The organism is Amycolatopsis tucumanensis (assembly GCF_021654135.1).
Taxonomy (GTDB): domain Bacteria; phylum Actinomycetota; class Actinomycetes; order Mycobacteriales; family Pseudonocardiaceae; genus Amycolatopsis_E; species Amycolatopsis_E tucumanensis.
Genome location: NZ_JAKGSD010000006.1, coordinates 50889 through 63406 on the forward strand (window position 1 = coordinate 50889; position 12518 = coordinate 63406).

10 protein-coding genes and 1 tRNA gene are annotated in these 12518 nt (G+C 70.1%); 2 read left to right on the forward strand and 9 right to left on the reverse strand.

All coding sequences use genetic code 11. The features are described from left to right. The first annotated feature begins 88 nt into the window (after window positions 1-88). On the forward strand, window positions 89-1057 hold the full coding sequence (locus L2C96_RS08985) for a MerR family transcriptional regulator (RefSeq protein WP_237335828.1): 969 nt from the start codon (window positions 89-91) through the stop codon (window positions 1055-1057). On the opposite strand, the gene L2C96_RS08990 is transcribed toward L2C96_RS08985, so the two are convergent. Further along, on the reverse strand, window positions 1054-1911 hold the full coding sequence (locus tag L2C96_RS08990; protein ID WP_020416242.1) for a YceI family protein: 858 nt from the start codon (window positions 1909-1911) through the stop codon (window positions 1054-1056). The two genes, L2C96_RS08985 and L2C96_RS08990, sit on opposite strands and share 4 nt — an antisense overlap. 103 nt (window positions 1912-2014) lie before the next feature. Continuing rightward, a complete protein-coding gene (locus L2C96_RS08995; RefSeq protein WP_237335829.1) occupies window positions 2015-3148 on the reverse strand; it encodes a PP2C family protein-serine/threonine phosphatase in 1134 nt (377 codons plus the stop codon). 149 nt (window positions 3149-3297) lie between these two features. Between L2C96_RS08995 and L2C96_RS09000 the strand changes: the two genes are divergently transcribed. After that, on the forward strand, window positions 3298-4125 hold the full coding sequence (locus L2C96_RS09000; protein ID WP_237335830.1) for an LLM class flavin-dependent oxidoreductase: 828 nt from the start codon (window positions 3298-3300) through the stop codon (window positions 4123-4125). A 60-nt stretch (window positions 4126-4185) separates the two neighbouring features. On the opposite strand, the gene L2C96_RS09005 is transcribed toward L2C96_RS09000, so the two are convergent. From L2C96_RS09005 to gnd, 7 genes are all read right to left on the reverse strand, one after another. Next, window positions 4186-4259 (reverse strand) — tRNA-Ile (locus L2C96_RS09005). A 30-nt stretch (window positions 4260-4289) separates the two neighbouring features. Further along, on the reverse strand, window positions 4290-5006 hold the full coding sequence (locus L2C96_RS09010) for a DUF3566 domain-containing protein (protein WP_017985957.1): 717 nt from the start codon (window positions 5004-5006) through the stop codon (window positions 4290-4292). Continuing rightward, entirely contained in the window at window positions 5007-7526 is a 2520-nt protein-coding gene (gyrA, locus tag L2C96_RS09015) for a DNA gyrase subunit A (RefSeq protein WP_237335831.1), read from the reverse strand. A 43-nt stretch (window positions 7527-7569) separates the two neighbouring features. Next, on the reverse strand, window positions 7570-9537 hold the full coding sequence (gene gyrB, locus L2C96_RS09020) for a DNA topoisomerase (ATP-hydrolyzing) subunit B (protein WP_020416238.1): 1968 nt from the start codon (window positions 9535-9537) through the stop codon (window positions 7570-7572). A 178-nt stretch (window positions 9538-9715) separates the two neighbouring features. Beyond that, a complete protein-coding gene (locus L2C96_RS09025) occupies window positions 9716-10327 on the reverse strand; it encodes a DciA family protein (RefSeq protein ID WP_027935582.1) in 612 nt (203 codons plus the stop codon). 115 nt (window positions 10328-10442) lie between these two features. Next, the gene (recF, locus tag L2C96_RS09030) at window positions 10443-11600 is read right to left on the reverse strand and encodes a DNA replication/repair protein RecF (RefSeq protein ID WP_237335832.1); all 1158 of its coding nucleotides are present in this window, start codon (window positions 11598-11600) and stop codon (window positions 10443-10445) included. Window positions 11601-11610: 10 nt separating this feature from the next. Next, window positions 11611-12501 carry a phosphogluconate dehydrogenase (NAD(+)-dependent, decarboxylating) gene (gnd, locus tag L2C96_RS09035; RefSeq protein WP_020416235.1) on the reverse strand — a complete coding sequence of 297 codons (891 nt, stop codon included), beginning with the start codon at window positions 12499-12501 and terminating at the stop codon, window positions 11611-11613. Window positions 12502-12518: the final 17 nt, after the last annotated feature.

The window sequence follows — 12518 nt, forward strand, 5'->3', positions numbered from 1 at the left end:
TCCACGTGGAACCAAGGTTGACCTTGTCCCTGGGGCAAGCCCCACAGTCGCTTCCGCCGGGCAAAATGCCTGGTACGAGGAGGGCGACATGGGACTGCTCACGATCGGGGCGTTCGCCCGCGCGGCGGGACTGTCCCCGAAGGCCTTGCGGCTCTACGACGACCTGGGCCTCCTCCGGCCCGCGTCGGTCGACCCGGTGTCCGGCTACCGGCGGTACTCGCCCGACCAGCTGGAGCGGGCCCGCCTGATTGGTTTGCTGCGCCGGACCGGGATGCCGCTGGCGCGGATCTCCCTGGCGTTGTCCAGCTCCGATCCGGCAGCCGAGGTCCTCGCCTACTGGCGTTCGGTCGAGGCCGACGTCGCGGCGCGCGGGCGGCTCGTCGCCTTCCTCGTCGAGCAACTGTCCGGAAAGGACACTGCGATGACGGGACTCATCCACGCCGCACGCGCCGACCGTGGTCTGGTGCGGGAATCGAACCAGGACGCCGCCTACGCCGGGCCGCACCTGCTGGCCGTCGCCGACGGGTTCGGCCAGGGCGGGCACCAGGCGAGCGTCGCCGCGATCGAGGCCGTGCGGCCGCTGGACTCGCTGACGAGCGGCGATCCGCTGGCTGCTCTGGGCGAAGCGTTCCGCGCGGCCGGCGCCGCGGTCCGGAACCTCGAGGACGCCGGCACCACGCTGACCGCGCTCCTGTGGTCGGGTTCGCGGCTCGGGGTCGTACACGTCGGCGATTCGCGCGCGTACCTGCTGCGCGCAGTCGAGCTCCACCAGCTGACGCAGGACCACGTGCAGGGCAGCGCGATCCCGGCGACGCTGGTCAAGGCCTTGCACCGGCAGCCGGCCGAGCCGGATCTGCTGCTGAGCGACGGCCGGAACGGCGACCGGTACCTGCTGTGCTCCGACGGCCTCTACAACGCGGTGCCGGCCGACGTGCTGCAGGCCGAGCTGAGGGCGGCCGCCACCCCGGGCGACGCCGTCGGCACGCTGGTCGACCTCGCGAACCGGCGTGGCGGCCCGGACAACATCGCCTGCGTGGTCGCCGACGTCGCGGCTTAGGCGCCGCGGACGGCCTGGACGTCGAAGCGGAGCTCGACCGTCGAACCGACCACGACCAGGCCCTTCGCGAGCGTCTGCTGCCAGTTGATCGTGAAGTCCTCGCGGTGCAGCTCGGCCTTCGCGACCGCGCCGAGGCGTTCGCCGTTCCACGACCGCAGTCCGAGGTAGCTCGCGTCCAGGCGCACGCCGCGGCTCGCGCCGCGCAGGTTGAGCGTGCCGTCGATCTGCCAGCGGTCCCCGGCCACGCGCTGGGCCCGGTCGCTGAAGAAGTGGATCTTCGGGAAGCGTTCGACGTCGAGGAAGTCGGGCGAGCGCAGGTGCTCGTCCCGCTTCTCGGCGGCGGTGTCGATGCTGGCCGCGTCGATGACGACCTCGATCGACGAGTTCTCGATCCGCTCGCCGACAGTGACGCTGCCGTGGAAGCGCGTGAACCGGCCGTGGACGCGGGACAGGCCGATGTGCCGCGCGACGAAGCGGATCGACGTGTGGTCCGGGTCGATCACCCAGCGGCCCGGACCCGGCAGGCGGACGCTCGCGTCGGGGTGCAGCTCGACGTCGCCCAGGGAGGTGTGGTCGCCGCTGGCGACGTCGACGGTGTGGGTGGCCTCGCGGTAACCGCCCGCGGTGATCGTCACCTGGTAGGTGCCGGTGGCCGCGGTGACGACCACCAGTCCGTAGTCGTCGGACACGGCCCGGAACACCCGCGGACTGCGCTTGTGCCGGAGGACCATCTCGGCGCCGGCCAGCGGGTTGCCCGTCTCGTCCCGCAGCCGGGCGCTCACCAGGCCGGCGCCGGCCGCGAAGGTGACGGGCTCCCCCTGCCGGCCGTCACGTCGACGCAGGCGGCTGAACATCGGAGGCGCTCCCATCGGTCGGTGGTCCGCAGGCGACCATAACCAGCCGAACGGCGTTCCGTGACCCGGTCGTTACCAGAGTCACCGCTCCGGCATCGCTGAATCACCCCATCCAGTCGAGGCAGATGACGCAGGCGTCGTCCTTGGGGTGCCCGGCGGCGGCATCGACAACGGCCCTGGTCATCACCTGCACCACGGCACGCGGGTGCAGGCCGGCGGTCTCCCGCGCCAGCCTGCGCAGGTCCACCGACGCCGCCTCCCGCTCCAGCATCCCGTCGGTCAGCAGGAACAGCCGGTCACCCGGGCGCAGGTCGACGACCTGGACCTCGTGCGGCTTGTCCTGCAGGCCGGTGCCGAAGGGGGTGTCGCGGTGCAGCGGCAGCTCGCGGACGTGGCCGTCGCGCAGGAGCAGCGGGAGCGGGTGCCCGGCGTTGACGACTTCGGCACGGCCTTCGGCCAGTTCGAAGCGGAACAGCTGACCGGTCGCGTAGGGGATCTTCGCGTGCTCCCGCACAGCCCGGTCGGCCTCCGCCGCCTGGTCGGCGAGGGACCGGTTGGCGCGGCGGGCGCCGCGCAACGCGCCCATGAGCAGGGTCGCGGCCAGGCCGGACTGGACGTCGTGGCCGACCGCGTCGGTGATCGTCAGGTTCAACGTGCCGTGGTCGAGGGCGTAGTCGTAGGTGTCGCCGCCCACGTCGTCGGCGGGCACCAGCGCGCAGGCGAGCGTGAACTCCGGGGCCTCGCAGCACGGGGCAGGCGGCAGCAGCTGGTGCTGGATCTCGGCGGCCAGGCTCACCTGGGTGGTGCGCTCGCCCCACTCGTAGAGATCGGTGAAGCGCCGGTCGGTGACGATGAGGTAGGCGAGGGCGTGGGCCACCTCGCCCACCTGCTCCACCACGTCGGGGCGGGGGACGGTCGTTTCGAGCAGACCGATGGCGTCGCCGCGGTGCGTGACGGGCACGATGACGCGCCCCTGGTCGTGGAACGGCTCCTGGCTGTAGAGGACGCGCTCGTAGACGGTGCCGGCCAGGTCGACGCGGTCGGCGTCCGCGCCGTGCAGGGCTGTGCCGTGAAGCCGGACGAGCGCGCGGGCCACGAGGTCGACGAGCAGGAACGAGGTGTCCGAGGCGGCGAACCGCTCGGCCAGGTAAGCCGCGACCACGTCGACCGAGCGAACCGGAGAGGCCCGCTCAGCGGCGGCGAGCACCGCCGCAAGACCGGACGGGACATCGGACATCGCCGGCTCCCTCCCTCGGTGGCGGTGGATACCCGCTCAGACCAGCCGGTTAACCCTCCAGCGGCGGGTCCTGTCGGATGCACGGTGGCTCGTTCGTAGAAGATGTGAAGCTCGGCACCAGGCCGGGCCACGTGGGAGGAGCTCCACCGATGACGGGTGGTTCGACACACGAGATCAGGCCGTTGCGGTTCGGCGTCGTCGCGCCGATCACCACTGACATGCCGGCTTGGCGTGATCAGTTGCGCGGGCTGGCCGACAGTGGTTTCTCGACGGTCCTGATGCCCGACGTGCCGCAGTGGCAGCCGGCACCGGGCCCGGCGCTCGCCGTGGCGGCAACGATCACCGGCCTGCGCGTGGGCACCTGGGTGTACGCGTCTCCGGTCCGGCCCGCGTGGATCACGGCGTGGGAGGCGCACTCGCTGTCCGTGCTCACCGAGGGGCGGTTCGAAATGGGCATCGGCACCGGCCGGCCCGGGATCGCCGACCAACTCCGTGAGCTGGGTCTGCCGCTCCCTCCGGAGGGCCAGCGGTGGAGCCAAGTGCGTGACGTCGTCGCCGCCCTGCGGGAGCTCGACGGTCCGGACCGGCACACGCCGGTGGCCATGGCCGTGCGCGGTCCGAAGGCACAAGCGCTGGCGGCTGAACTCGCCGACACGGTGACCTTCGTGATGCCACAGATCGAGACCCGGGCGGCGACGGTGCAACGGGTAGAAAGCTTCGACAACCGTCGCGGTGCGGAACTGGCGTTGCACGTACCCGTGGTCGGCGACTCGGTCGCCGCGTTCATGGCCGGACCCGACACCGACCCCGCCGCCGTCCGGGCCGCGGACTCGCTCGCGTTCCTGCCCAGCGATCCCGCCGCCGCGGCCGAGGAAATCCAGCGGCGACGCGAGGAGATCGGCTTCTCCTACTTCGTGTTCGGCGCTGACGCCGCCGGTGCCCTCGCGCCGGTGGTCGCCGAGCTGGCGGGACGGTAGGCAGCCAACAAAAACTCAGCCCCCGTTTCCCTTGGTTGGGAGACGGGGGCTGAGCTGCTGTGGGCCCAGGAGGACTTGAACCTCCGACCTCTTCGTTATCAGCGAAGCGCTCTAACCGCCTGAGCTATGGGCCCTCGAACGGAGAGAAGACTACAACATGCCTTCTACTCGCGTTCCGACAGGGTCACCTCTAGGCCTCCGGCCAGGTCGGCGGACACGTTGTAGATGAACGCGCTCACCGTGGCCAGCGCCGAGAGCAGCACGATGTTGATCGCGCCGAGGATGGCCGCGATGCCGAACACCCGGCCGGCGCTGATGAGCGGTTCGTTGGTCACGCCGGCACCCTCGCCGGACACCAGGGACGAGTAGGTGCCGTTCAGCTTGTCCCACACGCCCATGCCGTCGAGCACCGTGTACAGCACGCCGACGGCCACCAGCCACACGAAGAACAGCGCGACACCGAGAACCAGCGACAGCTTCAGCACCGACCACGGGTCGAACCGCTTGATCTGCAGGCTCGCCCGGCGCGGGCCGCGGCCGGGGCGGCGCAGTGCGCTGGGCGTCGAACGTCCCTTGGTGCCGGCACTGGCGACGCTCACCGTTTCCTGCCCCCTCAACCCTGACAACGCGTCGTCGCGCGCCGCGGGGTTGCCGAACAGACCCTGCGCCGCCGAACCGGTGACGACCGGCTGGTCGTCACCGTTCGAGTACAACACAGTTTTCTCGGCCTGGCCTTCCGACGACCACCCGTCCCGGTAACCGCCTGCCTTGGGGTCGGTCGTCGTGCCCTGACCGGCGTCGCGGCTCAGCCGCTGCCAGGGCGGCGTGCCCGCGTCACCGGTCTGCGCACCGTGCTGTTCGGGGTTCTCCGGTGTCGTCACTTAGCTCTCTTCCGAGACGGGTTCTTCGGTTCCTCCGTTGCCTTCACCATTACCGACGCCCGAGGGCTCATCAGCGTTGCGTGCGACCGCGAGAAGAGTCGTACCCTCGCCCAGGTTGATCAACCGCACGCCCTTCGTCTGCCTGCCCGCCTTGCGCACCTGGTCCGCGGGCGTGCGGATGACGCCGCCGCTGGAGGTGATGGCGTAGAGCTCGTCGTCGGCGTCGACGATGAGCGCCCCCACCAGCCTGCCACGCTTGCGGTCGTGCTGGATGGTCAGCACACCCTTGCCGCCGCGGCCCTGCACCGGGTAGTCCTCGATCGGCGTCCGCTTGGCGTACCCACCGTCGGTGGCGACCAGCAGGAACTTGTCCGGCTTGACCACGTTCAGCGCGAGCAGCTCGTCACCGTCGTTGAACCGCATTCCGAGCACACCCGACGTCGGGCGGCCCATCGGGCGCAGCGTCTCGTCGGTGGCGTGGAACCGGATCGACTGGCCCTCGGCCGACACCAGCAGCAGGTCGTCCTCCGGGCCGGCGAGCACCGCACCGACCAGCTCGTCGCCCTCACGCAGGTTGATGCCGATCAGGCCGCCGGAGCGGTTCGAGTCGAACTCGCTCAGCCGCGTCTTCTTGACCAGGCCCTTCTTCGTGGCCAGCACCAGGTACGGCGCGACCTCGTAGTTCGGGATCTCGATGATCTGCGCGATCGTCTCGTCCGGCTGGAACGCCAGCAGGTTCGCGACGTGCTGACCGCGGGCGGCGCGGTTGGCCTCGGGCAGCTCGTACGCCTTCGCGCGGTAGACGCGGCCCTTGTTCGTGAAGAACAGGATCCAGTCGTGCGTCGAGCACACGAAGAAGTGCTGGACGATGTCGTCCTGCTTGAGCTGCGCGCCCTGCACGCCCTTGCCACCGCGGCGCTGCGAGCGGTACAGGTCGGTCTTGGTGCGCTTCGCGTAGCCGGTGCGCGTGATGGTGACCACCACGTCCTCGACCGCGATCAGGTCCTCGACCGACACGTCGCCGTCGAACGGGATGATCTGGGTGCGCCGGTCGTCACCGAACTTGTCGACGATCTCGGTCAGCTCGTCCTTGACGATCTGCCGCTGGCGCTCCGGCTTGTCCAGGATGTCCTGCAGGTCGGCGATCTCCAGCTCGATCTTCGCCAGTTCGTCGACGATCTTCTGCCGCTCCAGGGCAGCCAGGCGGCGCAACTGCATGTCCAGGATCGCGGTGGCCTGGATCTCGTCGATGTCCAGCAGCTCGATCAGGCCGGTGCGCGCCTCGTCGACCGTCGGCGACCGGCGGATCAACGCGATGACCTCGTCCAGCTGGTCCAGCGCCTTGACCAGACCACGCAGGATGTGGGCGCGTTCCTCGGCCTTGCGCAGGCGGAACCGGGTCCGCCGGACGATGACCTCGATCTGGTGCTTGACGTAGTGCCGGACGACCTGGTCCAGCCGCAGCGTGCGCGGCACCCCGTCGACCAGGGCCAGCATGTTGACGCCGAAGTTGTACTGCAGCTGGGTGTGCTTGTAGAGGTTGTTCAGCACCACCTTGGCGACCGCGTCCCGCTTGAGCGTGACCACGATCCGCATGCCGCGCCGGCTGTTCGACTCGTCGGCGATGTCGGCGATGCCGGTCAGCTTCCCGTCCCGCACCAGGGTGGCGATGTTCTCCACCAGGTTGTCCGGGTTGACCTGGTACGGCAGCTCGGTGACCACGAGCGTGGTGCGGCCGCGGGCGTCCTCCTCGACCTCGACCACCGCGCGCATCCGGATCGAGCCGCGGCCGGTGCGGTAGGCCTCCTCGATGCCCGACGTGCCCAGGATCAGGCCCTTCGTCGGGAAGTCCGGGCCCTTGATCCGCTGCATCAGCGCGGCCAGCGTCTCGTCGTCGCCGGCCTCCCAGTTGTCCAGCGCCCACACGACACCCTCGGCGACCTCGCGCAGGTTGTGCGGCGGGATGTTGGTCGCCATGCCGACCGCGATGCCCGACGTGCCGTTGACCAGCAGGTTCGGGATCCGCGACGGCAGGACGTCCGGCTCCTGCGTGCGGCCGTCGTAGTTGGGCGAGAAGTCGACGGTCTCCTCTTCGATGTCCCGCAGCATCTCCATGGCCAGCGGGTCGAGCCGCGACTCGGTGTACCGCATGGCCGCCGCGGGGTCGTTGCCCGGCGAGCCGAAGTTGCCCTGGCCGTCGATCAGCGGGTACCGCAGCGCCCACGGCTGGGCCAGCCGCACGAGGGCGTCGTAGATCGCCGAGTCGCCGTGCGGGTGGTAGTTGCCCATCACGTCGCCGACCACGCGCGAGCACTTGTTGTACCCGCGCTCCGGCCGGAACCCCGAGTCGTACATCGAGTAGAGGACGCGGCGGTGCACCGGCTTGAGGCCGTCCCGCACGTCCGGCAGCGCGCGCGACACGATCACGCTCATCGCGTACTCGATGTACGAGCGCTGCATCTCATGCTGGATGTCGACCGGCTCGGTGCGGTCGTGTTCCGGCGGCAAGGTTTCCGTCATGGGGTCCTTCTACTGACGAATGGGAAAAGGAGGCGGGGGCGCGCTACACGTCGAGGAAGCGGACGTCCTTGGCGTTGCGGGTGATGAACGAGCGCCGGGCTTCGACGTCCTCGCCCATCAGGACGCTGAACAGCTCGTCCGCCGCGGCGGCGTCGTCCAGCGTGACCTGCAGCAGCAGACGGCGGGACGGGTCCATCGTGGTCTCCCACAGCTCTTCGGCGTTCATCTCGCCGAGACCCTTGTACCGCTGGATGCCGTCTTCCTTCGGCACCTTGCGGCCGGCTTCGGCGCCGGCCGCGAGCAGACCGTCGCGCTCCTTGTCCGAGTACGCGTACTCCGGCTCCGACCGCGGCCACTTGATCTTGTAGAGCGGCGGCTGCGCGAGGTAGACGTGGCCGTGCTCGATCAGCGGGCGCATGAACCGGAACAGCAGCGTCAGCAGCAGGGTGCGGATGTGCTGGCCGTCGACGTCGGCGTCGGCCATCAGCACGATCTTGTGGTACCGCAGCTTGGAGAGGTCGAAGTCGTCGTGGATGCCGGTGCCCAGCGCGGTGATCAGCGACTGGACCTCGTTGTTCTTGAGCACCCGGTCGATGCGGGCCTTCTCCACGTTGATGATCTTGCCCCGGATCGGCAGGATCGCCTGGAACCGCGACTCCCGCCCCTCCTTGGCCGACCCGCCCGCGGAGTCACCCTCCACGATGTAGAGCTCGCACTCCTCCGGGTTGGTCGACTGGCAGTCCTTGAGCTTGCCGGGCAGGCCGCCGATCTCCAGCGCGCCCTTGCGGCGCACCAGGTCGCGCGCCCGGCGGGCGGCCATCCGCGCCTGCGCGCTGGACAGCGCCTTGTTGATGATCGTCTTGGCTTCGGCCGGGTTGCGCTCGAACCAGTCGGACAGCCACTCGTTGGTCTTGGACTGGACGAACGACTTGGCCTCGCTGTTGCCCAGCTTGGTCTTGGTCTGGCCCTCGAACTGCGGCTCGGCCAGCTTGATCGAGATGATCGCGGTCAGGCCCTCGCGCACGTCGTCGCCGGAGAGGTTCTCGTCCTTCTCCTTGAGGAGTTTCTTGTCCCGCGCGTACGCGTTGACCACGCGGGTCAGCGCAGCGCGGAAGCCCTCCTCGTGGGTCCCACCCTCATGGGTGTTGATGGTGTTGGCGAAGGTGTGCACCGACGGCGTGAACGAGTTGTTCCACTGCATCGCGACCTCGACCTCGAGGCCGTCGCCCTTGGCGTCGAAGCAGATGATGCTGGAGTGGATCGGGTCCTTCGAGCCGTTGATGTGCTTGACGAAGTCCTCGAGCCCGCCCGGGTAGTGGTAGACGCGCTCCTTGACCCGCGCCTGCTTGCCGTCGGCGTCGGCCTCGGTCTCCGCCTCGGTGACCCGCTCGTCGCGCAACGTGATGCTCAGGCCCTTGTTCAGGAAGGCCATCTCCTGCAGGCGGCGCGAGACCGTCTCGGTGTTGTACGTCGTGGTCTCGAAGATGTCCGGGTCGGCCCAGAAGGTGGTGGAGGTGCCGGTGCCCTCGGCGGGGCCGACCTCTTCCAGCGGGCCGGGCTTGGAGTGGTCGTAGTGCTGACGCCACTTCTTGCCGTCGCGGGAGACCTCGACGTCGAGCGCCCTGGACAGGGCGTTGACTACGGAGACACCGACGCCGTGCAGACCGCCGGACACCGCGTAGCTCTCGCTGTCGAACTTGCCGCCCGCGTGCAGCACGGTGTGCACGATCTCCAGCGTCGACTTCTTGTGGACCGGGTGCTCCTCGACGGGGATGCCGCGACCGTCGTCGACCACGCGGACGCCGCCGTCGGCGAGGAGGGTGACCTCGACCTTCGTCGCGTAGCCAGCCATGGCCTCGTCGACCGAGTTGTCGACGACCTCCCAGATCAGGTGGTGCAGACCGCGTTCACCGGTGGAACCGATGTACATGCCTGGCCGCTTGCGGACCGCCTCGAGACCCTCGAGCACCGTGATGGAGGACGCGTTGTAGTCGTTCTGCTGAGCTGCCACGAGCCTGCTTTCTCCTCAGTCTTGCCCAAGGGACTCCCCCACTGCCCTCCAGTCTACTTGGCCAGCTCCGCTGACATGCCGCAAGGACACCCCTGATTTCGTCACAGAGGCCCGAACGCGAGCGTCGCCGGGTCCGGCGCTATCCGGCGGGGGTCGAGCCGCGATACGACGCGCTCAGTCACCCATAGGTGTCGCGTGGCCCGCGACCGGGCACGTGCCGCGGGCCCTTCCGCCAGCTCGGGGCGGTCGGGCCGTGGATGCGCATGCGCTTGACCACGCCGTGTCCCACCCCAGCGGCGATCTTGGCGATGAGCTGGCTCTGCAGCAGGCGCAGCTGCGTGGCCCACGCTGTCGAGTCGGCGCGGACGGTGAGCTCGCCGTCCTTCAGCGTCACCGGCTGGGCGTGCTCGGCGACGTCCTCGCCGACCAGGCGGGCCCACTCGCCGAAGACCCGGCTGCTGGTCACGCGCTCCTGCCAGCCGCGTTCGGCGACCAGCCGCCCGACGAGGCGGCCGAACGGCTGCGGGTCGCGGGCGTCCGGGCCGGCTCCCGACCAGCGGCGCCGGCGCGGGCTCTGGCCGCCGAGCTCGAACTTCCGCCTGCCCGGCTCGGTGCCCCTGGCGTCGGCCTTGGCGCGAGCGGCGGCCAGTGCGGAGCGGACGAGATCACGTCCGGTAGTGTTCCCGTTCGGCCCAGCCGGGACGTCACCGTCCGTGTCTGATCCACTCTTCTGGGGAGTCTGCGCCGCTTGTGGCGCGGTTGAAGATCGCTCGTTTGGCCGCTTGGTCACGCGGGGCGATAACGCGTTCACCGTGTTATCCACACTATCCACAGAGTTGTCCCCAGATCGGTGGGTAACTCCTGTGTCGCCGGTCACTCGCCGTGGCTCATCAGGCCGTTGGTCATCAGGCACTGCGCACCTCCCCGTCGGCGACGGTGAACCGGACCCCGGCCAGTTCCCCTGGCACGTCCTCGTCCACCGCCGCGGTGACCAGCACCTGTTCGGCACCCGCGGCCACCTCGGCCAGCCGTGACCGGCGCCGCCGGTCGAGCTCGGCGAAGACGTCGTCGAGCAGGAGCACCGGCTCACCCGCTTCCCGCCGCAGCAGCTCGTAGGACGCCAGCCGCAGCGCGAGGGCGAACGACCAGGATTCCCCATGGCTCGCGTAGCCCTTCGCGGGGGCCTCGCCGAGGACGATTTCCAGCTCGTCGCGGTGCGGCCCGACCAGGCTGATCCCCCGTTCCAGCTCCTGCTGCCGGACCTGCGCCATCGCCTCCACCAGGATACCGGTGAGGACCTCCGGTTCGGCGCGTTTCCCGTCCGGCACCCCGTACCCCTCGGGTAGTGCCGGGCCGAGGCTGGACCGGTACGAGATCTTCGCCGGCCGCGAGTCGGGCGCCACCCCGGCGTAGGCCGCGGTGGTGTGCGGCCCGAGGTCGGCGACCAGGTCGAGCCGCGCGGCGAGCAGCTGGGCGCCGACCACCGAGAGGTGGTTGTCCCACACCTCCAGGGTCGACAGCGCGTACGGGTCGTCGCGCGCCACGCCCTTCTTCTTGCCCGCCGTCTTCAACAACGCGTTGCGCTGCTTGAGGATCCGCTCGTAGTCGGCGCGCACCCCCGCGTACCGGGGCGCGCGCTGCACCAGCAGCTCGTCCATGAACCGGCGGCGCTCACCCGGGTCGCCGCGCACCAGCGCCAGGTCCTCCGGGGAGAACAACACGGTGCGCAGGATCCCGAGGATGTCCCGCGGCTTCCCGACCGCGCCCCGGTTGACCCGGGCGCGGTTCGCCCGGCCGGGGTTGATCTCCAGCTCGACGGTCAGCTCGCGGTCCTCGTTGACCACGGCCGCCCGCACGAGTGCCCGCTCACAACCGTGCCGCACCAGCGGGGCGTCCGTCGCGACCCGGTGCGACCCGAGGGTCGCCAGGTAGCCGATCGCCTCCAGCAGGTTGGTCTTCCCGCGGCCGTTCTGGCCGACGAGGACCGTCGGTCCGGGGGTGAGCGGCAGGTCAGCGTGCTCCCAGGAGCGGAAGTCGGTGACCTGCAGGTGCCGTATGTGCACGGCTGGGTGCCTACTCGCCGGCCTTCTTCACGGCGTGGCCGCCGAACTGGTTGCGCAGCGCCGCGACGGCGCGCATGGCGGACGAGTCCTTCCGCCGCGAGGCGAACCGCGCGAACAGCGCGGCCGAGATCACCGGCGCCGGCACCGCGTGGTTGATGGCCTCCTCCAGCGTCCACCGGCCCTCGCCGGAGTCCTCGACGTAGCCCTCGAGGTCGTCCAGCTCCGGGTCCTCGTCCAGCGCGCGCACCAGCAGGTCGAGCAGCCAGGACCGGACGACGGTGCCGCGCTGCCAGCCCTTGATCACGGCCGGCACGTCCTCGACGACCTTCGCGGCCTCGAGCAGCTCGAAGCCTTCGGCGTAGGCCTGCATCAGGCCGTACTCGATGCCGTTGTGGATCATCTTCGCGTAGTGGCCCGCGCCGACCGAGCCGGCGTGCGAGAAGCCCTCCTCGCGCGGGCCGTCCGGGCGCAGCGCGTCGAAGATCGGCATGGCGCGCTCGACGAGCTCCTTGTCGCCGCCGACCATCAGGCCGTAGCCGTTCTCCTTGCCCCACACGCCACCGGACACACCGCAGTCGAGGTAGCCGATGCCCTTGGCGGACAGCACCTCGGCGTTGTGCTTGTCGTCGGTGAACCGGGAGTTGCCGCCGTCGATCACCAGATCGCCCTCGGCGAGCAGCTCACCCAGCTCGGCCACCGTCTCGCGGGTCGGCCCGCCCGCGGGGACCATCACCCAGACGATCCGCGGGGCGTCCAGTTTGGACACCATGTCGGCGAGCGAGGTCGAGTCCGAGACCGCCTGGTTGCGGTCGAAGCCGACCACCTCGTGCCCGGCGGCGCGCAGCCGCTCGCGCATGTTGAAGCCCATCCGGCCGAGGCCGACCAGTCCCAGCTGAACCATGGAACTCCCCTTCGTGC